Source organism: Carnobacterium divergens (assembly GCF_900258435.1).
GTDB classification, from domain to species: domain Bacteria; phylum Bacillota; class Bacilli; order Lactobacillales; family Carnobacteriaceae; genus Carnobacterium; species Carnobacterium divergens_A.
On the sequence record NZ_LT992558.1, the window covers coordinates 193,975 to 216,168 of the forward strand.

Sequence of the window (22,194 nt, forward strand, 5' to 3'; positions counted from 1 at the left end):
ACACTATACCAATAACGTATATAGCATGGGATTTTTATTAATTGAAAGATAAGATGAATCAAAATTCCTAACGCGTTCCTCAAGTTCAACAGCGTCACTCTTCTCTTTTAAGAGAATTCCGATGATAACAGGACCACTTCCTCGATTTACTTTTTTCGTGTATTCAAATTTTGTAATATCATCATTTGGTCCTAGTACGACGTTTACAAATTCTTTCAAGGCACCTGGTCTTTGTGGGAAATTCACTAAAAAGTAATGTTTTAATCCTTCAAATAACAATGACCGCTCTTCAATCTCTTGCATTCGATTAATGTCATTATTGCCTCCACTAATCACACAAACTACTGTTTTACCAACTAGTTCTCCCTTCATCACTTCTAATGCTGCAACCGATAACGCTCCTGCTGGCTCCGCAACAATCGCTTGCTTTGTATATAAATCTAAAATCGTTGAACAGACTGCACCTTCTTCAACGCTTATCATTTTATAAATCCATTTTTTACAATGTTGGTAATTTAACTGCCCTACTTTTCCAACTGCTGCGCCATCTACAAACTTATCGATTTCTGATAAAGTCGCCACACTCCCTTGAGCTAATGATAGCTCCATCGAAGCAGCTCCAGAAGGTTCAACTCCAATGACTTTAGTCGTAGGGCTTGTCTCTTTAAAATAACTGAGCAAACCTGAAATAAGACCTCCTCCACCAACTGCAGCCAATAAATAATCGGCTTTGATTCCAGCTTTATCTAAATCTGAATTGATTTCCACCCCCACTGTTCCTTGACCTGCTATAATCGCTGGATCATCAAATGGATGAATAAATACAGACCCTTTTTCTTTTGAAAAAGCGCTCGCTGCAAGGGCTGATTCATCGAATGTATCTCCTGTTAACACAACTTTTACCATTTCTCCGCCAAAAAATTCTACTTGGGAAATTTTCTGAGCTGGAGTTGTTGTAGGCATAAAAATAGTTGCTGGTATTGCTAAGGTAGCACAAGTATAAGCGACTCCTTGTGCATGATTTCCAGCACTCGCACAGGTTACACCTTGTTTCATTTGTTCTTTTGAGAGCTGAGAGATAGCATAATAAGCACCTCGTAATTTAAACGAACGGACCCATTGCAAGTCTTCTCTTTTTAAGTAAACATTACAATTGTATTTTTTTGAAAGATACAGATCTTTTTCTAACGGTGTCTGCTTTACAATTGGCTTTAAAACTTGATACGCTTTTTCAATTTCTGTTTTCGTAACATAGTTCTCCACATAGCAACCTCCTTCTATTGATAATTAAAGTCCACTTTTTCTTCATAATCAGCTAAGGCTTTTTGATGGCTTCCTAGAGTCACTGCAATATCGTCTAAGCCATGAATCAGTTTGTGTTTCCAAACGGGGTCAATCGTAAAGGAGTACTCTCCAACTGGACTCTTCACTAGTTGTTGTTGTAAATTAATTTCAATTTTTTGATGCCCCTTTAATGTAGCTAATGCTTGCCTTGCTTTTTTAGGCAGTTCAATTGGTAAGATGCCATTTTTTGTACAATTCATATAAAAAATATCACTATAACCTCCCGCAATAATGACGCGAAAACGGTAATCTAACAATGCCCATGCGGCATGTTCTCGAGAAGATCCACATCCAAAGTTTTCTCCCGTAATTAAAATCGTTGCAGTTTGTCTATCTGGGTCATTTAATGAAAAATCTTCATTTAGCATTCTGTCAGGCAAATAGCGCCACTCATCAAATAAAAATTCTCCAAAACCTGTTTTTTCAATTCGCTTTAAAAATGATTTGGGAATAATTTGATCGGTATCAATGTTATCATTCATTAAAGCAACCGTTGTGCCAAAATGTCTGTTAATTGGCTCCATTTTCATCACACCTCCTGTCTTATATCAATAAAATGTCCGTGAATAGCAGCTGCAGCTGCCATAGCGGGACTCACCAAGTGTGTCCGAGCGCCTTTTCCTTGCCGCCCTTCAAAATTCCGATTCGAAGTTGATGCACAATGTACCCCAGCAGGAACTTGATCTGGATTCATTCCTAAACACATGGAACATCCTGGCTCACGCCATTCAAAGCCAGCTTTTTTAAAAATTTGATCCAACCCTATTTTTTCAGCTGCTCTTTTTACTTGTCTCGATCCCGGTACAACCAAGGCTCGTATCTCCGCTTTCACCGTTTTTCCATCCACTAGTTTTGCGGCTTCTTTTAAGTCTGATAGCCTTCCATTTGTACACGACCCTATAAACACGTAACCTAAAGGGATGTCTTCTGCCTTTTGTCCTGGTTTTAACCCCATGTAATCGTACGCTCGTTCATGATTCATGGATTCACTTGCAGGAAAAGCCGTTCCAAAGGGCACACCCATTTCTGGATTCGTTCCCCATGTCACGTAGGGTGCTAATTCACTCACATCTAGCTGCAGTAATGTGTCAAAGTGTGCATCGGCATCCGTCGTTAACGTTTGCCAATCTGACACAGCTTTAGCAAAGTTTTTGGGTGCGTAGCTTCGACCTTCAAGATAATCAAATGTGGTTTGATCTGGCGCCATCATCCCCATTTTTGCGCCACCTTCAATGGCCATATTGCAAATCGTCATGCGTTCTTCCATGGTCATTCCACGAACCGTTTCGCCAAAGTACTCTACTGCATACCCCGTTCCAAAAGCAACCCCGTATGTTGCGATTAAATGAAGAATGATATCCTTTGCATAGACGCCTTTAGCCAATTTCCCCGTAATTTCAATGCCCATTGATTTAGGTTTTTGCTGCCAAATTGCTTGCGTAGCTAACACATGTTCCACTTCACTACTTCCAATGCCAAAACCGATAGCACCAAAGGCTCCATGAGTTGCTGTATGAGAATCACCACACACGATTACCTTTCCTGGCTGTGTCAGACCCGTTTCTGGTCCAACCATATGCACAATCCCTTGATTTTCACTGCCGTTATCAGCCAACGTGATGCCAAATTCTCGACAATTATTTTGGAGGGCTTCAATTTGTTTCTTAGCAACTAAATCTTGGATATGATAAATATCCTCAGTGGGAACATTGTGATCCAATGTCCCATAGGTTTTATCTGGTCTTCTAACTCCTCGATTGGCCAAACGAAGACCTTCAAATCCTTGAGGAGACGTGACTTCATGAATTAAATGCAAATCAACATACAATAGTTGCGGCTCACCGATTTCTCCGTAAATCACATGTCGATCCCATAGCTTATCAAATAAAGTTTTCCCCATTAGTCGCTCCCTCCTTCACGAATTTTTTTACACAACTCTTTTGTAAAGTCAGTCGTTGTCGTACTTCCCCCTAAATCAGCTGTTAGATAACCGTTCCGCATAATTTGGTCCGCTGCTAGTTCAATTGCATTTGCTTCCTCATGTAACCCAAAGCTTTGTCGCAACATTAAGGCGACAGATAAAATCATCGACATGGGATTGGCACAATTCTTTCCTGCAATATCTGGGGCTGACCCGTGGATTGGCTCGTACAAAGAAGGGCCTGATACACTATGGCTCGCTGAAGGCAACATACCTAACGATCCTGTTAAAACCGAGGCTTCGTCACTTAAAATATCTCCAAATAAGTTTTCCGTTACCAACACATCAAATTCTGTAGGGCGTTGAATTAACAGCATGGAGGCAGCATCAACATATAAATGCTCCACCGTTACTTCTGGAAAATCAGTTCTTATTTCCTCCACCGTCTGACGCCATAATTTACTGGTGGCTAGTACGTTTGCCTTATCTACCGAAGTGATTTTTTTCCGTCTTGTCATCGCCAGTTCAAAAGCGTAGCGGACAATTCGATCAATCTCTTTTTTTGTATAGTGAAGCGTATCCACTGCATCAAATTCCCGAAGCTCCTTTGGCTCTCCAAAATACAAGCCCCCAGTTAATTCACGAACTACCACAAAGTCGCTTCCTGTCACTATTTCTTCTTTTAACGGCGATAAATGAGCAATGCTGTTAGGAACTGTGATCGGGCGTAAATTTGCAAATAAGCGCAGGTCTTTTCGTAATCGCAACAGACCCATTTCTGGCGTATTTTCTGAATTTTGCCATTGTTCGCCACCAATTGCTCCTAATAAAATCGCATCTGCTTGCTGACAAGCGGTTGCCGTTTCTGCTGGCAACGGATTTCCTTGTTCTTCAATGGCAATCCCTCCAAAGGGTTTTTCTTGAATTGTAAAACGGTGCTCAAATCGTTCGCCTATTTGGTTTAATACTTGCAAGCCACTCGCCATAAGCTCAGGACCAATACCGTCTCCTGACAAAGCTGTAATTTGGTATGCCACTAATTTATCCCCCTTTTTTCAGTTTGCTCTTTTACTTTGCTACATGCTTGTAGATACGCTTTTGCGGATGCATTCAACACATCGAAATCAATGCCTATTCCGTGATACAGCTCTCCATTTTGTGCTTTGACTGCAACGTGCACTTCTGCCTGCGCATCTTTTCCATTAGTAATTGATTGAATTCGATAGTCTGTCAATTCCACTTCTTGACCCAATAAACGGCTAATCGTATTATAGATAGCCTCAATACTCCCAGATCCTGTAGCCGCATCTTCTAAGATGACCTTTTCATCAGTTACAATGGTTAAAACGGCTCCTTGAACGCCACCAGTAACGTACTGCAACTGCAAATGAGTCAGTTCATATTTAGCTGATTTTTCTACTTCTTGACTCAGCACAAGAGCGTGAAGATCCTCTTTGGTAATGTTCTTTTTCATGTCAGCTAATTGTTTAAAACGCTGAAAAACTTCTTTTTCTTCGGCTGTTTCTAAGTGATAACCAAGTTCTGCCAAACGCGTTAAGAATGCATGTCGGCCGGATAGTTTTCCAAGTGGCAAGCTATTCTTTTCTACGCCTACTAAAGAAGGTGTGATAATTTCATAGGTGTCAGGATTTTTCAAAACGCCATCTTGATGAATTCCTGACTCATGAGCATAGGCATTCCCTCCAACCACAGCTTTATTTTTAGGTACCATCATGCCGGATAAACGGCTAACCAACTCACTGGTTCGTTTGGTTTCATTTAAAACAATCGGCGAGTCAGCTTGATAGTAGTCCTTTCGAATATGCAATGCTACAGCGACTTCTTCTAAAGAGGTATTGCCTGCACGTTCTCCAATTCCATTGACAGTTCCCTCGACACGCCTTGCACCATTTTCAATTGCGGCGAGCGCATTGGCAACAGACATTCCTAAATCGTCGTGACAGTGGGTTGAAAAAATCACGTCATCGAATTGAGGAATCTGCTCTTTTAAATGACGAAAAAGAGCGCCAAATTCAGTCGGATTGGTATAACCTACCGTATCAGGAATATTAATAACCGTTGCCCCAGCATCAATCGCCGTTTGAACTGCTTGGACTAAAAAGCCCCATTCCGTTCGAGTGGCGTCTTCTGGAGAAAACTGTACAACGTCAAAACGTTCTTTTGCGTAGCGAACGTGCTCTTGAATCCTTTCTAAAACTTCTGTTTGAGTCATTTTCAACTTATATTTTAAATGAATGTCACTGGTAGCTAAAAAGATATGTATTTGTGAAGAAAAAGCTTCTTTAAGAGCTTCGTAGGCACAATCAATATCTTCCTTGACGCAACGAGCTAGTCCACAAACAGTCGCTTTTTTTAAAGCTCTAGCAATTGCTTGTACGGATTCAAAATCACCCTTTGACGCAATTGGGAATCCTGCTTCAATCACATTTACGCCCCATTTTTCAAGTTGTTTTGCAATTTGAACTTTTTCGTTTTGGTCAAAATGAACACCTGGCGTTTGTTCGCCATCTCGCAAAGTCGTATCAAAAAATTGAATCTCTGTCATTTCCAATTCCTCCTCCATTGTTTTTATAAAGGAACACCCTTCTTCCTTAATGAAAGAAAGGTGCTACTATTTAGTTTAATTTTTTGGGTTTACAAAAGGCATCATTTCACGTAAGGTTGCACCTACTGCTTCAATCTGATGTCCTTTTTGTTTTTCTCGCATCGCTTTAAATTCAGGAAATCCATTGGCGTTATCTGCTGTAAAGGCTTTTGCAAAGGTTCCATTTTGAATATCTGCCAATACCTCTCCCATTGCTGTTTTCGCATCCTCCGTCACTACACGCGGGCCTGACACATAATCCCCGTATTCAGCCGTATTGGAAATCGAATGGCGCATCTTGCCCATTCCACCTTCATACATCAAATCAACAATTAATTTCATCTCATGTAACACTTCAAAATAAGCTACTTCTGGTTGATAACCTGCCTCCACTAGTGTTTCAAAACCCGCTTGAATTAAACGCGTCACTCCGCCACAAAGAACGGCTTGTTCACCAAATAAATCCGTTTCAGTTTCTTCCTTAAAGGTGGTTTCTAAAACACCTGCTCTTGTTGCCCCAATTCCTTTTGCATAGGACAATGCTAAGTCACGTGCATTTCCGGTGGCGTCTTGATAAACCGCAAACAATGCTGGAACAGCTGCTCCTTCTACAAAAGTTCGACGTACTAAATGTCCTGGACCTTTTGGTGCTACTAAGAAAACATCTACATCCGATAAAGGTTCAATGACATCAAAATGAATATTAAAACCATGAGCAAAGACTAACGCATCACCTGCTTTTAAATTCGGTTTGATTTCAGCTTCATAAACACTTCCTTGATTTTCATCTGGTAATAAGATCATCACTACGTCACTTTGCTTCGTTGCTTCGGCAACTGAAAGCACCTCAAATCCATCTGCTCTCGCTTTATCTGCGGAATCCCCTTCGCGAATGCCAATCACAACTTCATGACCCGTCTCTCGTAAATTTTGAGCATGGGCATGGCCTTGCGAACCGTATCCAATCACCGCAATTTTTTTATCTGCTAATGCATCTGTTGCTACTGATTCTTCGTAATATACTTTTGCCATTTTTTTGTACCTCCGAGTTTTTTTAATTTATTGGGTAGTGCTATAATTCCTGATTGTTTTTAGAGCTTCGCGTAAAGCCGGCCACTCCTGTTCGTGCAATTTGTTCAATGCCGTAGGGAGTAATCAGTTCAATGAAAGCTTCTATTTTTTCACTTGTTCCTGCTAATTGAATGACGATGTTTTCTGTTCCAACATCAATCACGGTTCCACGGAAGGGTTCCATCAATGCGTTGATTTCAGCTCGTTTGTTGAGTGGAGCGGTCACTTTCAATAAAACCAATTCCCGCTCAACATGAGAACAATCCGTAATATCTTTGACCTTTAAAACATCAATTTGTTTCTTAAGTTGTTGAACCACTTGTCTAGCATCTTCCTCCGTTGGAATCGCTGCGACAATGGTGATTCTTGAAATACCTGCTTCAATCGTTTTTCCAACAGCGATGCTTAATACATTGTATTGCCTTCTAGCAAAGACACCTGTAAAGCGATTCATCACTCCGGTCATATCTTTAACTGTGGCTGTAATCAATCGTCGCATTTACTCCACTCCTTCCATGCAATGATTGGGTTGACCTGCTGCGACCATTGGCAAAACCAACTCGTTGCTGTCTACAATAATATCGATGACCGCAGGACCCACTTCATTAAAGATAGCCTTCAAATCTGCTTCTAAGCTTGTAGGATCCGTTAGCTGAATTCCTTTAATCCCATAGGCGTCTGCTAGTTTTACAAAATTGGGTTGACTATTAAATATCGAATGAGAAAAGCGTTCGCCATGAAATTTTTCTTGCCATTGTTTCACCATTCCTAAAACGCCATTGTTTAAAATAATAAATTTAACATTTAACTGATAGTCGTTTAAAATAGCCAGTTCTTGATTGGTCATTTGAAACCCTCCATCGCCTACAAAGCAGACGACTAATTTTTCTGGATAGGCAAACTGTGCGCCAATTGCAGCTGGAATTCCAAAACCCATCGTACCTAATCCACCACTTGTGACCAATTGATAACGTTCTTTAAATGGATAAAATTGTGCAACCCACATTTGATGTTGCCCTACATCAGTTGTAACGATTGCTTCACCATTTGTTATTTCTCCAATTAATTCAATCGCTTTTTGAGGTTTGATAATCTCAGTCGAATCTGTGTATTTATAAGGATAGTTTGTTTTTCTTAATTGACTTGTTCGAAGCCATTCTGCTTGAGGAAAAAGTGGTTCCTTCTGTATCGTTAGCAATTGAGTTAAGACTTCTTGACAATCACCATGAATCGGAACATCTGTCTGAATGACTTTTCCCAGTTCAGCTGGATCAATATCAACATGAACAATTGCAGCATTAGGTGCAAATTCAGTTGGCTTCGTTGCTAAACGATCGTCAAAGCGGGCCCCAAAATTAAGCAACACATCGCATTCAGACAACGCCATATTAGCTGCATAAGAACCATGCATACCGCCCATTCCTAAAAATAATGGATCGTTATGGGGGATACTTCCTAGTCCTAATAAACTTGTTAAAACAGGGATTTGATGATACTGACTAAACTCTTGCAACGCCTCTACTGCTCCACTATGATGTATGCCAGCTCCAGCTAAAATCAAAGGTTTCTTCGCTTTTTTTAACAACTGGAACACTCGGCTTAGTTGATCCTCGTCAAAAGTAGATTCTGGATGATAACCTGGCAACTCTATGTCAATGGGATGAACGGTGGCTGTTGTTAAGATTCCAATATCCTTAGGAATGTCGATGACTACCGGACCTTTGCGACCGGTTGAAGCGATATAAAAAGCTTCATTGACAATTCTTGGCAATTCTTTTACATCGCGAATTTGATAGTTGTATTTAGTAATTGGTGTCGTTAAACCAATCATATCTGCTTCTTGAAAGGCATCTTTTCCAATTCCCGGTTGATGAACTTGCCCTGTAAAGACAACTAAAGGAATCGAATCGCTCATTGCATCTGCAATTCCTGTCAAAGCATTCGTCGCTCCCGGACCACTCGTAACTACTACCACTCCAGGCTTTCCAGTTACACGTGCATAGCCTTCTGCTGCATGAACTGCACCTTGCTCATGTCTGGTTAGGATATGGGGAATGTTACTTTTATAAAATTCATCGTAGAGAGGCAAAACGGCGCCGCCAGGATAACCAAAAATCAAATCTACGTGCTGGTGTTCTAAAGCCTCTACTAAAAGTTTTGCACCACTTTTCATTGCTTGTTTAGTCGATTTCATTGGATTCACCTCTCCTTTAATCTAATAAGTCATCTGGGATTTTTAATACCCCACCGGTATGAGCAGAAGTGACTAAAGCCGTATATCTTGCTAAATAGCCGGTTGTTACTTTTGCCTTAAACTTTGGTACTCGTTTTTTTCGTTGTTCTAGCTCTTCATCTGAAACCGCCATATCAATTTTACGTTGAACTAAATCAATGATAATTTCATCGCCATCTTCAATTAAGCTAATTGGTCCACCTGCTGCTGCTTCTGGCGAGATATGTCCAACCGCAATTCCTCTTGTTGCTCCTGAAAAACGACCATCTGTAATGAGAGCGACCTCTTTTCCTAAGCCACGCCCAACAATAGATGAGGTAGGCGCCAGCATTTCTGGCATACCAGGGCCACCTTTTGGTCCTTCATAACGAATCACCACTACATGTCCTCGTGTAACCCGGTGATCGTCAATAGCTGCCACTGCTTCATCATGAGTGGAAAAACAAATGGCTTTTCCCTTAAAAATTTTGATAGAAGGATCAACGCCACCTACCTTGATAGTTGCGCCTTTTGGAGCAATATTGCCAAATAACATGGACAACCCGCCAACTGGACTGTAAGGATTTTCCTTTGGATGAATAACCTCCGTATTTAAAATCTTAGCGTTCGCTGCATTTTCTCGAAGTGTTTTTCCTGTTACTGTTATTCGATCGGGATGAATAGCCGTTTCTAAATCAATTAGCTCTTTGATAATCGCAGGTACGCCACCCGCTTCATGGACATCGTGCATTGAATAAGCTGAAGAGGGAGCGATTTTGGATAAATAAGGAACACGAGCTGCGATTTCATTGATTCGCTCTAATTCATAGTCGATTTCTGCTTCATTGGCTAAGGCTAACGTGTGTAAAACAGTATTAGTTGAGCCTCCCATTGCCATGTCTAAAGCAAAGGCGTCATCAATGGCGTCTTTTGTAATGATGTCTCTTGGTTTGATATTATTTTTCACTAAATCCATCAAATGAAAAGCCGATTGCCTCACCAGCTCACGACGCTCATCTGAAATGGCTAAGGCTGTTCCGTTAAATGGAACCGCCATCCCAAGAATTTCCATCAGACAATTCATTGAATTAGCCGTAAACATTCCCGCACAAGAGCCACAAGTTGGACAAGCATTTGCCTCCATATCTAGAAATTCTTCTTTCGACATTTTGCCTTCTTTAAAGGTTCCTACCGCTTCAAAGACAGAAGAGAGTGTCAATGCTTTACCAGTTGCAGAAAGCCCTGCTTTCATGGGACCTCCTGAACAAAAAATAGCTGGCACGTTCGTTCGAACAGCTGCTAATAGCATACCTGGCGTAATCTTGTCACAGTTTGGTATGTAAAAGACACCATCAAACCAATGGGCATTAATAACTGTTTCTGCAGCATCGGCAATAATTTCACGGCTGGGTAAGGAGTAACGCATCCCAATATGTCCCATCGCAATCCCATCGTCTACTCCAATCGTATTGAATTCAAAAGGAATTCCTCCTGCTTCACGAATGGCTTCCTTTGCCAAATCGGCTAGTTCTCTTAAATGAACATGACCTGGAACAATATCGATATAAGAATTACAAATTGCGATGAACGGTTTGTCCATATCCCCCGAACTTCTTATTTGACCTGTTGCATGCAATAAACTTCTTGCTGGAGCTTGCTCCACTCCTTTTTTAATCGTATCACTGCGCATCCTTACCACTCCTTTTCTTTAAAATAAAAAAGCATCCCTATACATAAAGTAGGGATGCTTTTAGCGAAGAATCCCGTTTAGCAATCACAAACAGGACTCAAACTACTGATTTTTCAGTGTTCAAAGCCCTTCTAAAGTAATAAAATTGTAATGACTGAATGGAACATTGGCGTTGTTTGGTTAGCTTTAGTTGTTTGAGTCATCATCATTGTATTCTCCTTTTCGTTTGGGTTCTTCATTTATTTTAATTTAATTTTAATCTAATTCTTATTTACTAATCTAATTCTAATCAAGAGAAATGTCAAGCATTATTTTTTGTTTTTAGACTATTATTTAATAAAAAAACACTTTTTAATTAAACATTTAGTATATTCACTTTATCTATCACTCTTATAGATCCAAAAAAACCAGAAAAATAACAAGATATTTTTCTGGTTTTTACTTATGAATAGACTTGAATTTCTTTTAAGATGTAGCTTATCGATTTGAGTTCAATTTGATCTAACTCTTTGATTTCATACATTTCGTAAGGCTGTAATCTGAATCCGTTTAAAAAAGTGCCTTGTTTTGAGTTTAGATCACGAATCATTGCTGTACCATCGATATAAAATAACTCAAAATGGATTCTAGAAGTACCTTTACTCGTTTCAATACAATCCACTCTTTTTTCATTTCGTCCAACCAAAACGTGTTTTTTGTGAATAGCAATTTCTTTAAGGTTATCCCCGTTTTCGGACCTTGTTAATTTTAATAACGGCTCAGTATTTTCATTGGACCATTTATTTTTTAAAATAGTTGAAATTGTCGTTTCTATTTTAGAATCTGTTTGAATTTTTTTAGGAGTTCCTACTTTCTCTTCAGTATTCCTCTGTTTTTCAAGCCGTTCTTGTTCTATTTCATTTTGTATTTTTGCCGTAATTTCAGCTTTAAGCTCTTCACGTAATTTTTCTCTTAGTTGCTCGTGTTCATCAAGAGATAACGTAACTTTTTCGGTTTTAGCTTCAACTATATGCTCTTTTTCATCTATTTTATTTTCTACTTGAGTAGAAATCGTTTCGTTGGTTTGCTCATTGGAATCAGGCAATTCAGGATTTAATAAATCTGCTAATTTTTTCTTTGGTTCGCTTGTAGATACATGTTTATTTTTCATAAATGATTTCCCAGTTTTGTGTGCTTCTACTTCAGGAAAGGCACTTTGTCTTGTTAATTTTCTGATATAGAAAAATGCTGTTGCTAATACGAGTAAAATTAAACAGCCTCGTAGGGCCACATCTTGAATGAGTTGCTGGATTGCTACTATTGCCAATAACGCAATGGCAACAACAGCAATTTTATTACGCTTTATTTTTCTAACTGCCAATTCATTCTCAACTGTAAGTGGATCTGTTATTTTTTGATTTTTGTTAACCAATTCAGGGAATTCTTGATAGAAGGCTGTTCTTTTTTTATGGACATAATTTAATACTAACGTTCCAATTAAGAAGGCTACCGCAGCGGTCACAAATGGATCGGGGACAAGTTGGTAAATTACAAAACTTGTCAGAAATCCTAAGACAACTAGCACAATACTATCCTTTTTCAACTTTTCTTTAGCTATTTTTTGGTCGTCTGACATCGTAACCACTTCTTTTTTTGAAGTGTCATTATGTTTATGAACCATTCCTATTTGATTAAAGAATTTTTTTAATGGACTTTCAATAGGTTCTTGTGTGCTATTCGTTGTTTTTTTTATATTAGATAGTGGTTTTTTAGCCACTTGTATCCTATTTTCTTCTTCAAACACTGGTAAATTGCGGCTTTGACGATAAAGCATTTTTCCAAAACCCTCTACTGAAAAATAACTTTCATTTAAATATTGAATTAAGTCTTCTACATCATTTTCTAATTCTATTTCTGGATCCATTTTTTCTAACAACGCTTTTGTTAATTGTTGAAGTTCTTCTTCGATACTTTTTTCAAAAAATGTATCTTCCAGCGGTAAATAGATTAGTTCTATTTTAGTTATAAACTGTTCGTAATAAAGTTCATCCATTCTTATGCGGTAATGGTTACGGCTCAACATAAATTCATCAGCCGTTTCAAGTTTTCTAACAATCCCTAATAAAATAGCGTATACTTCTTCTACTGCCAAACAGCGGTTGATTGACAAAGAATCAACCAATTTTTTTTTCCCTTCAATATCAAACGATACGGTTATGGTTTGATCAATCTGTTGAATTTGAATTGGAACAAGTTGCTGAATTCGATTGTTGACAACCATCTTTTTTTCAACTGCCACAAAATCAGCTTTGTTAAAGGGGTCTCCTGATGACTTCGTATAGACTAGTTTTTTTCCATTGAATTGTTGTACTTCTTTGATGAGGTGCATTTTTCATTCTCCTTTTTCTAACTTCACTAAGCAAGATACATATAATAAAGTGTGATAAGTGCTCCGGGTAAAACGGCTACCATAAATGGCATTGTTGTCGCTTTTGTTACTTTGAACGTTTTTAATGGTTCAGTACTCTTAAAAATAAAAGATGTCCAAATATATTGTATCGCTACTAGCATTCTTGATAAAAATGTACGTGTTATGACTAAAATAATAATTGCTAACAGACCTCCAATAAGAATCGTATACATCATGCAATATAAAACAAATTCTAATCCCATAATGGCCCCAATAACCGCAAATAACTTGACATCTCCTGCTGCTAAAGCTTTAAATATGTACAGAATCATCATAATTCCACCACTAACTAAACATCCAAGTACACTTGTTATCAGTCCCTCGATTCCTGCTACTAAGACACTGTTAATCAATCCCAGTGGTAGTCCTATAATAATCAGCTTGTTGGGAATGATATTGAAACGAATATCATAATAAAATGCCACTAGAACCACTACTAATAACAGTACTGTTGATGAAAGTATCATTTTTTATCTCCTTTTTAATTTTATTTATTTGTTGTCCATAGATAGCCGCCTGCACTACTTTGAAGTTTTATTTCCTTTTCTATAAATGGGAGATTTAATGGCACTTTATAAGACACATGAACTTTATAGAGCTGATTGTGGCCTGTCGCTTGAACAGGATCAACTTTTTCAATTTTAACGTTTCCATCTCCATAATATCCACTAATTTCCCCATTGGTTTTCGTTAACACATTAGACTTAAATGCTGATTTTAATTTAGCTTTTGAAAGACCGCCATTTACTCCTACTACTGTAGAATAGTAACTTGCTCCAATCTGGTCAATATTGACGATTTCATCGTATTGGGCGCTTAAAGAATCCACTACGATGTTATTTATGCTAGTAATATTCAACATTTTCGCGGCTTCGTCGGGGGATTTTTGTAACCACTGATCTAAACCGCCCTTTGCTTTGTTCTTTACTTGTTCCTTTAAATCATTTCCTTTATCTACCACAATACTAATTCCGTAAGCTGAAGAATTAACAGATTGCACCAGTTCTGATGTAGATTTATCCAACGCCATTTGAATCACAGAAATTCGAATCAACGTCCATAATAAAAAGACAAACATCAAAAAGAAGGGTAAAATGATTGCTGTTTCTAAGATTAAACTCCCCTCTTCTTTTTTCCACCATCTTTTCATCACTTTAACCTCTCCCTTCTTTAGACATCCTTATTTAGTAAACCCACCATAAAAAATATTGTTAAATACATCATCGTTTAAATCAAATTCCCATTTCCCCTCACGCTTCGTTAACTCAATTTCAATTGGTTCTTCACGTTTTACTAGAACTGATTTACCCATGATTTCTTCTAATTTTGGTAATGTATCTTCTTCGCCCTTACCATTTGTTATCCCTGACCAACTGGTTGCTTGATATTGTTCTGTTGTATATTGATGAAACAGTTCTTTAATATTTCGATAAGACATCTCTTCAACATCCATTGAAACCACTGCTTTTTCTCTATCATTTGAAATTAATGTTGAAGAAATTGTTGCTCGTTCTTTTTGCACAGCTTGAAAACGATTGTAAATTGACGTTATAACTTCTGGAGTTGGCTTGTATCTAGATAAAAGAGAATCTAAGGCATTTTTTTTAAAAAGATTTTGATGAAAATTTTTACTTGTTTCTAAATCATTTTGTACAAAAGTTTCATAGGTGGGGTCTTCTTCATTAAATGCCATTACATTTAAATATGCAGCGGTTGCTTTCAAGGGATCTGACAATGCTTCTTTTGTTTCTACATACTGACTAGGATCTACTTTAACCTTCAAGGATGTCCACTCATCAGATCCTTCTTGACGAAAAGCTAATTCATACATTTCATCTTCAGGAATATCAAAATAGAGAATCCCTTCTAATTTCTCATTCTTCTTTAAAGTTTCATAACGAATTAGGTTTTCTTGGTCGAATCCTGTTCCAGGTGTATCTGTTTCATAAACGTCTCCTGTTTTTTTACTGATAAGACTAAAATCAGTATTCTGAAAAGATTCTGTTTGAGAACTTGTATTTTGCAATTCTACTGCTAAAACAAAAAAGTCTCTGCTATTTTTTTTAACTGTATTTAACGAATCATTAATCTTTACATAATAACCTTCTTTAAGATTGGCTTTGATTGCTACTTTAGACTTTTTTTCTACTTCACTACTACTTGATACTTCTTCTTGACTTGTTGCTTTTTGCGCAGTTTGTGGTGTTTCTTTATTTCCACAACCTGAAAAAATGATTCCCATTACCATAACTGCTGCTAAACCTTTTAATTTTTGAAATTTCATTGTCGTTCTCCTTTAGTTTTTATTTATTCTGGTACATAGTCGCCGATTTCATCGGCATTTATATCGTATGAGAAAGTTGTTGTAAAACCTTCAAGTCCCCATGTAAGTTGATTCCCTTTCTTAGGGTATTGCACAACCATCTTTCCAGTTAAACTTTCTTTTAATTCTAGCAATTTATTTTCTGATAAATCTTTAAAATCATATCTTTCACCCAATACAACTATGGAAGATCCATATTGCATCCCAGTAATTTGGTCCACCTCTAACGGTTCTTTTCCAGTGTTTTTTATCGTTCATCTAAAATAATAAAGCCACTTTCATATTTAGGATCTTTTCCACCTAATGGCTGATCAGTATATTCCATTTTATTTAATGTAAAATCAAAAGCTACTTTATCCTCCAAAGAGCTTCCATATTTTACAGAAACTTTATCTCCAATTTTTAATCCTTCATAATTCCCTAGTCCTTCAACCTCTTTTTCTTTATTTGTATTATTTTTTTTTGGTACCTCTGTTTTTGAAACTTCATTTACAGTTTCCCCAGCGGTTTCTTCTTTATTTCCACAAGCGCTGACCGTCAGTAAACCTACTAGTCCTAAACCTATTAATAAATTTTTCATTTCTATATCCCCTTTTATTAACTTAGTATGAATAATACAATTCTGATTTTAATTCCAAATCTCCATTTATTAATTTATTATCTAAATTTGTAAATGTCTTAACTGCATTTGGTAAAAACCAGGGTTTTATTTTTGCAGTATTAATTATTTTTATTTGAGTTGGTTTTGCTCCAACTCCTTTTTGACCACTTACTTGTTCAATTACGGCTATAGCCCTTGAATGCTGATTACTTCTATTAAATAAAAGCATAAGTCTTAAATGGTCACGATAAGACAATTTCAATTCATCTAAAGAAATTTTACCTATATTAATTTTAAGAAAGGAGACCGATTGATCATCTCTTTCTGTTTCGCTAGATTTAGTTAATTTTTCAATATCCATAACAGTTTGAATAATTGTATACGCAATCAACGCAGCTAATCCTACTAGCCAGTTTGCTTTAAAATAAGTCTGCACTTTTTTATCAAACACCCCCGAAATCGCATTACAAACCAATCGAATCATAATCAATTCTAGTAAAGCCGCTGCGTAATTTGCTCCCGGTGTGTTCTTTCCATACATCACATATTCTACTTGCTTGTTTTTAAACTCAAAATCACTTAGTAACCCTTCGACATTATCCGGATTCAAGTTGTTCACATCAAACAAACTAACCGGTTGTTTTGTCCCTAGTTCTCTTCACATTTAACTTAAAAAATTTAGACTTTCAAAGTTGAAAAAGGAAAATTTCTAGACATATTTTAATTCATTATCCCAATATGTATTATTTATTTTTAAAGAATAACCTTACCCTATGATGTAAAAGTAAGGCTATTCCATTTTTTAAATTTTATTCTGGTACATAGTTGCCGATTTCATCGGCTTTTATATCGTATGAAAAAATTGTTGTAAACCCTTCTAGTCCCCATGTCAATTTATTATCTAACTTAGAATATCCTACTACCATTTTACCTGTTTCCTTTTTTCCTACTTCAAGCATTCCTTCTCTATCAAATCCTTGAAAACCGTAATCACTACCATAACTAAAATTATTTCCATAAGATAATCCGTCTAACAATCCTACTTCAAGTGGCTCTGTACCAGTATTTTTTATTGTAATATCTGCTATAATAAAACCACTTTCATAGTTAGGTTCTTCTCCTTCCAATGCTTGGTCCGTAAATTCTATTTTATTCAACGTTAAATCAAATGCTGTTTTTCCTTCCGCAGATTCATGATATTTTATGGGCACTGTATCTCCTAATTTAAGATTTTTGTAGTCCCCCAAGCTTTTATTCCCCTTTTTTTCAACTTCTTTTGATGACTTTGTTTTTGTAGTTTCACTTGCTACTTTATTTACATCTCCTTTGCTGCATGCTCCTAAAATAACCATACTAACTATTGCTGAAATAATTACTAATTTTTTCAATGTTTACATCTCCTTAATTAAATTAATATGAATAATATAACTCTGATTTCAACTCTAATTTACCATTTATTAACTTACTATCTAATTTTGTAAATGTTTTCACTGCATTAGATAAGAACCATGGGTTTATTTTAGCTTTATTTCCTAATTCTCTTCCCATTTCACTTAGAAAATTTAGCCTGTCAAAGTTGAAATCGGAAAATTTCTAGACATATTTTAATTCATTATCCCACTATGTATTTTTTATTTTTAGAGAATAACCTCACCCTATGACGTAAAAGTAAGGCTATTCCATTTTTTAAATTTTATTCTGGTACATAATCACCGATTTCATCCGCTTTTATGTCGTATGAAAATACTGTTGAAGTTCCCTCCAAACCTCTAGTTAATGTATTAGACACTTTTGAAAAAATAGTTACCATTTTTCCTGTATTACTTTCTCCAGGTTTTAATTCTTTCATTTCGTCAAAACTAGTAAATCCATATTTTTTTCCGTATACAAAAACTGCGGATCCATAATTTATATTGTTAAATGTATTCATATCTAACTCTTCTTTTCCTGTATTTTTTATTGTAATGTCTGCTATAATAAAACCTGTCTCATATCCAGGTTCTTCTCCTCCTAATGATTGTTCTGTATACTCTACTTTATTTAATGTAAAATCAAATGCATATTTTCCATTGTAGGATTTTGAATATTTCACAGGAATTGTATCTCCTATTTTTAACCCTTTATAATTGCCTAATTCATCATTTTTTACTATTTCATCTGTATTTTTTTCTTTTGAACTGTTTATTTCTGAAACCTCATTTGATGTGTTTTTATTATTAACTGTTCTACTTCCACATGCACCTAGAAATGTGATCATTATTAAAGTAAAGCCTACTGTTATTTTTTTAATTTTCATTTTTTATATCTCCCTTAACTAATTTAATATGAATAATACAATTCAGATTTCAATTCTAATTTGCCATCTATTAACTTACTATCTAATTTTGTAAATATTTTAACTGCATTTGGTAAAAACCATGGTTTTATTTCAGCTTTATTTACAATTTTTATTTGAGTTGGATTAGATCCAATTGTTTTTTGACCACTTATTTGTTCAATTGTTGCCAACGCTCTAGAAAATTGATTCTTACGTTCAAATAAAAGCATTAATCTTAAATGGTCACGATAAGATAAAGTTAATTTAGTTGGATCAATACTACCAATTGACATTTTAAAAAATGGAACTGATTTATCTATTCTCTCCATTCCATCCGATTTTGTTAACTTAGCAATATCTTTTACTGTTTCAATAATTGTGTATGAAACCAGTGCTACAATACCAACTAGCCAATTTAACTTAAATGCATTTTGAACATCTCCATCAAACACCCCCGAAATCGCATTACAAACCAATCGAATCATAATCAATTCTAGTAAAGCCGCTGCGTAATTTGCTCCCGGTGTGCTCTTTCCGTACATCACATATTCTACTTGTTTGTTTTTAAACTCAAAATCACTTAGTAGCCCTTCGATATTATCCGGATTTAAGTTGTTCACATCAAACAAACTAACCGGTTGCTTTGTCCCTAGTTCCCCTAATAAATATTCATTTATTAAGGCTTTATTTCCTAATTCTCTTCCCATTTCACTTAGAAAATCTAACATATCAAAACTTTGATCAATTAAATCATCCGCATCCTCTGTTGAGGGCGGCGTTCCTTCTGCGTAATCTTTATCATTTGCCATATCATTCGTCGCAATGATTTTTTCTAAATTGGTGTAGATTTCTTGTTCAGAAGAAAGCTTTGTTTTTGCTGTATTAATTACCTTGATAATTTTACCGAATTGTTCCATTGCATTTGTTGTTTTTTGCTCTTCTGCATCTTTTTGGTTATTTTCATCTTCAGATAATTGTTGGCGAACATTCTTTTCAGTAGTGGTGTCCTTCGCACTTTTTACACTCTCATTAGTATTGGTTAGGTTCGTATTCTTGACTGCCTCTAAATTCGGACGGATAGATGAATCTAAAGCTGCACTAAAAGCAGTATTAACCGCTTTCTTGTTTTCTTCATATCGTTTTTCTAGTGCCTCGATTATTTTTTGTTGCGTGCTTGTTTCGGTAACATCGATAGGTGTTTTAACCCAATTGATCCCTTTTTTTAAAGTAGTATCTAGCGCCTTATCTAGAATTTGATTTAAGCTTTCTAAAAGTCTTTTGTAGCTGCTATAGATAGGTTTGGCATCGTTTATTTTTTTTAGAATCCCTTCCAGTTTCCCTTCTGGTACTAGTGCAGATTCGAGTGATTTACGAATTTCTCCCATTTCCTCAGAGTCACCTTCTGGTAAATCTCCTAACAGTTTCTTGATTTTATTGTTTGAAGCAATCGCTTTATCAATCGCTACTTTTGCAACATCTAGTTTGGTTATCACATTCGTAAGCTCTGTAATTTTATTGGTGACGTTGGTGTGCTCTCCATTTATTTTCGCTAGAGCAGTTTGTCCTGCTTTTATGGTCTCATCTAACTTTTTTTGATGGGCTTCTTGTCTGTATTTTAAATTTTCCAGTAACTTCGGATCTGTGTTTGAATCATTGACCGCATTGTTGTATTCTTGAACATATTTTTCCTGCTGTTTTTTTTCGAAACTGCTTGTTGCTTCTGCTAAGTGTTTTTGATGAACAAGATCCATAGTAAAACCATGTAGCATTTCAACATCTAACCCTTGATTATAATAAACAAGGGGGTCTAGTTTAATACCTTTAAGCGCATCTTCAACTTCTACAACACTTTGATAACGAACTTCCATTTCCGTTTTAATTTCCTTTTGTTTTTTCATCATTTTACGAAGAGCTCGTGTGTCTCGACCATTTTTTGTGAAAAACTCAAAAATTTTAAACGTTTCTTCGCCAAAAGCAACGGGACCTTTGTACTTAGCTGATTCAAGCATTTGATGCTTAAGTGTATCTTCACTGGTCAAACCAATTTTCCCTTTATGAGAAGCAAACTCCACTTGGCTTTCTGCTCCACTTAAAGCTGCAATGTTAAAGTACCCAGATTTTAGTTCTAAGTTATCCTTTGTAATTTTAGTGGCAACCGTTTGCGCTGCTCCTTGATCGCCATTATAAACAAAAAGCCCATAGTCATTCATTACTTTAGGATTGTAATCAGACATAATCGATTGGGCAGCTACTTTAGTTGCTTGTTCTAGCTTTCGTTCGGCTACCATAATGCGCATAAAATCAATTAAAACTGTACTAAATAGAAAGAAAATCAGTGAAACAATCATAGCCTTTCCAAAATACTGTCACTAAGCAAGATACATATAATAAAGTGTGATAAGTGCTCCGGGTAAAACGGCTACCATAAATGGCATTGTTGTCGCTTTTGTTGCTTTGAAAGTGTGTAGTGGATTAGTATTTTTAAAAATAAGAGACATTCCTATATGTTGAACAGCTGACAACATTTGAGATAAAAAAGTTCTTGTAAATAACAAGATGACAATAGCAAGGATTCCTCCAATCACAATTGTATACATCATACAGTAAAGTGAAAACCCAATTCCTGCAATCACACCAATTGTCGCAAATAATTTCACATCCCCAGCAGCAAGTGCTTTAAAAACATACAATATCATCATGATTCCACCACTAACTAAAAACCCTAGTCCACTACTAATTATACCTTCCATTTGATTGACAATTATACTGTTTATCAAGCCTAATGGTAAAAAAATCAAAATAAGCTTATTAGGAATTATATGGAATTTGATATCGTAATAAAACGCTATTACAATAAAAAGCATTAATATGATAATTGTAGATAGTGTCATATTTTCCCTCCTTTCATTAGTTATCCTTCTGTAGTCCAAAAATATCCAGCTGACTGACTGACTACTTTAAATTCAAATTTTTTTATAAATGGAATGTTTAACGGTATCTTACAACTTGCCTTAACTTTAAATTTTTGATTCTTTCCTCTAGCATTTTCTGCATGAACTTCTTCAATTTTGATTTGATCTGCCCAATTTCCAGCTAATGAATTACTGAATCTTTCAGAAATCATCGTTTCCATCCGACCTTCCGCTTTCGTATCATAAAGCATGGGATATACTGCGCTATCCACTACTCCTACGATATCAAATTTTCCAATCTGATCCGTAATAAATGTGTTTGCAATATCATAACTTAATTTTGTTTCGCCTCCAGTTGCATTGTCAAAAAGTGTATCTACCTTTTTATTTAATTTATCCACATATTTTTTTTGAGTTTTATCTGCGCCGTCTAGTAATACTCCTATCAAATAACCATTTTTCGTGATTTTTTGAACTGAATCTGAAGTTGCTTTGTCTAGTGCTATTTGAACGACTGATACTTGAATCATTGTCCAAAGAAAGAAAATAAAGGTTAAAAATATTGGCAAAACCATTGCTGCTTCAAGAATCATGCTGCCCGAATTTTCTTTTAGAAACTTATTCATTGGATTATCCTTCCTAAACTTTTATTTATTGATCGCCCTGCTTGTAATCTTTTACTTCACTATCTTCCACTTGGAAACTAAAATCACTCATAAATCCCTGAACTTTTGTTTCCATTATTCCTC

At 36.3% G+C, this 22,194-nt stretch carries 21 protein-coding genes; all 21 read right to left on the minus strand.

From position 1 onward, the window contains the following. Positions 1-3: 3 nt before the first annotated feature. The 21 genes from ilvA to CDIMF43_RS01575 all read right to left on the minus strand — a co-directional run bounded on the left by ilvA (position 4) and on the right by CDIMF43_RS01575 (position 22,071). A complete protein-coding gene (ilvA, locus tag CDIMF43_RS01475) occupies positions 4-1,263 on the minus strand; it encodes a threonine ammonia-lyase IlvA (RefSeq protein ID WP_109841001.1) in 1,260 nt (419 codons plus the stop codon). Between the two features lie 14 nt (positions 1,264-1,277). Then, on the minus strand, positions 1,278-1,868 hold the full coding sequence (gene leuD / locus CDIMF43_RS01480) for a 3-isopropylmalate dehydratase small subunit (protein ID WP_109842311.1): 591 nt from the start codon (positions 1,866-1,868) through the stop codon (positions 1,278-1,280). A 5-nt stretch (positions 1,869-1,873) separates the two neighbouring features. Further along, the gene (leuC, locus tag CDIMF43_RS01485; RefSeq protein WP_109841002.1) at positions 1,874-3,244 is read right to left on the minus strand and encodes a 3-isopropylmalate dehydratase large subunit; all 1,371 of its coding nucleotides are present in this window, start codon (positions 3,242-3,244) and stop codon (positions 1,874-1,876) included. After that, the gene (gene leuB, locus CDIMF43_RS01490) at positions 3,244-4,302 is read right to left on the minus strand and encodes a 3-isopropylmalate dehydrogenase (protein ID WP_109841003.1); all 1,059 of its coding nucleotides are present in this window, start codon (positions 4,300-4,302) and stop codon (positions 3,244-3,246) included. Before leuB ends, leuC begins: the two co-directional genes overlap by 1 nt. Further along, entirely contained in the window at positions 4,302-5,831 is a 1,530-nt protein-coding gene (locus CDIMF43_RS01495) for a 2-isopropylmalate synthase (RefSeq protein WP_074401872.1), read from the minus strand. The genes leuB and CDIMF43_RS01495 overlap by 1 nt, the downstream gene beginning before the upstream one ends. Before the next feature lie 75 nt (positions 5,832-5,906). Next, on the minus strand, positions 5,907-6,902 hold the full coding sequence (ilvC, locus tag CDIMF43_RS01500) for a ketol-acid reductoisomerase (protein WP_074401871.1): 996 nt from the start codon (positions 6,900-6,902) through the stop codon (positions 5,907-5,909). A gap of 40 nt (positions 6,903-6,942) precedes the next feature. Beyond that, positions 6,943-7,440 carry an acetolactate synthase small subunit gene (ilvN, locus tag CDIMF43_RS01505; RefSeq protein WP_074401870.1) on the minus strand — a complete coding sequence of 166 codons (498 nt, stop codon included), beginning with the start codon at positions 7,438-7,440 and terminating at the stop codon, positions 6,943-6,945. After that, positions 7,441-9,135, minus strand: a complete 1,695-nt coding sequence (gene ilvB, locus CDIMF43_RS01510; RefSeq protein ID WP_074401869.1) for a biosynthetic-type acetolactate synthase large subunit — start codon at positions 9,133-9,135, stop codon at positions 7,441-7,443. It lies immediately after the preceding gene. Between the two features lie 16 nt (positions 9,136-9,151). After that, on the minus strand, positions 9,152-10,843 hold the full coding sequence (gene ilvD / locus CDIMF43_RS01515; RefSeq protein WP_109841004.1) for a dihydroxy-acid dehydratase: 1,692 nt from the start codon (positions 10,841-10,843) through the stop codon (positions 9,152-9,154). Between the two features lie 442 nt (positions 10,844-11,285). Continuing rightward, the gene (locus CDIMF43_RS01520) at positions 11,286-13,211 is read right to left on the minus strand and encodes a DUF6382 domain-containing protein (RefSeq protein WP_109841005.1); all 1,926 of its coding nucleotides are present in this window, start codon (positions 13,209-13,211) and stop codon (positions 11,286-11,288) included. A 26-nt stretch (positions 13,212-13,237) separates the two neighbouring features. After that, positions 13,238-13,759 (minus strand): A24 family peptidase, encoded by a 522-nt coding sequence (locus tag CDIMF43_RS01525; protein ID WP_074401866.1) that lies wholly within the window; start codon positions 13,757-13,759, stop codon positions 13,238-13,240. Positions 13,760-13,779: 20 nt separating this feature from the next. Further along, positions 13,780-14,442 carry a TadE/TadG family type IV pilus assembly protein gene (locus CDIMF43_RS01530; protein ID WP_074401865.1) on the minus strand — a complete coding sequence of 221 codons (663 nt, stop codon included), beginning with the start codon at positions 14,440-14,442 and terminating at the stop codon, positions 13,780-13,782. A gap of 30 nt (positions 14,443-14,472) precedes the next feature. Then, the gene (locus CDIMF43_RS01535; RefSeq protein ID WP_109841006.1) at positions 14,473-15,576 is read right to left on the minus strand and encodes a DUF5105 domain-containing protein; all 1,104 of its coding nucleotides are present in this window, start codon (positions 15,574-15,576) and stop codon (positions 14,473-14,475) included. Positions 15,577-15,599: 23 nt separating this feature from the next. Further along, positions 15,600-15,818 (minus strand): hypothetical protein, encoded by a 219-nt coding sequence (locus CDIMF43_RS01540; RefSeq protein WP_109841007.1) that lies wholly within the window; start codon positions 15,816-15,818, stop codon positions 15,600-15,602. Between the two features lie 44 nt (positions 15,819-15,862). Then, a complete protein-coding gene (locus CDIMF43_RS01545) occupies positions 15,863-16,195 on the minus strand; it encodes a hypothetical protein (RefSeq protein ID WP_109841008.1) in 333 nt (110 codons plus the stop codon). A gap of 22 nt (positions 16,196-16,217) precedes the next feature. Continuing rightward, positions 16,218-16,826 carry a hypothetical protein gene (locus CDIMF43_RS01550; RefSeq protein ID WP_135017065.1) on the minus strand — a complete coding sequence of 203 codons (609 nt, stop codon included), beginning with the start codon at positions 16,824-16,826 and terminating at the stop codon, positions 16,218-16,220. A gap of 199 nt (positions 16,827-17,025) precedes the next feature. Next, positions 17,026-17,604: a hypothetical protein gene (locus CDIMF43_RS01555; RefSeq protein WP_109841010.1), complete on the minus strand. Its 579-nt coding sequence runs from the start codon at positions 17,602-17,604 to the stop codon at positions 17,026-17,028. 305 nt (positions 17,605-17,909) lie between these two features. Beyond that, complete coding sequence (locus CDIMF43_RS01560; RefSeq protein WP_109841011.1) at positions 17,910-18,512, minus strand: hypothetical protein; 603 nt, start codon at positions 18,510-18,512, stop codon at positions 17,910-17,912. 23 nt (positions 18,513-18,535) lie between these two features. Further along, positions 18,536-20,881, minus strand: coding sequence for a hypothetical protein (locus CDIMF43_RS01565; protein ID WP_109841012.1), 2,346 nt, complete (start codon positions 20,879-20,881; stop codon positions 18,536-18,538). Between the two features lie 21 nt (positions 20,882-20,902). After that, the gene (locus tag CDIMF43_RS01570) at positions 20,903-21,424 is read right to left on the minus strand and encodes an A24 family peptidase (protein ID WP_109841013.1); all 522 of its coding nucleotides are present in this window, start codon (positions 21,422-21,424) and stop codon (positions 20,903-20,905) included. A gap of 20 nt (positions 21,425-21,444) precedes the next feature. After that, positions 21,445-22,071 (minus strand): TadE family protein, encoded by a 627-nt coding sequence (locus CDIMF43_RS01575; protein ID WP_109841014.1) that lies wholly within the window; start codon positions 22,069-22,071, stop codon positions 21,445-21,447. Positions 22,072-22,194: the final 123 nt, after the last annotated feature.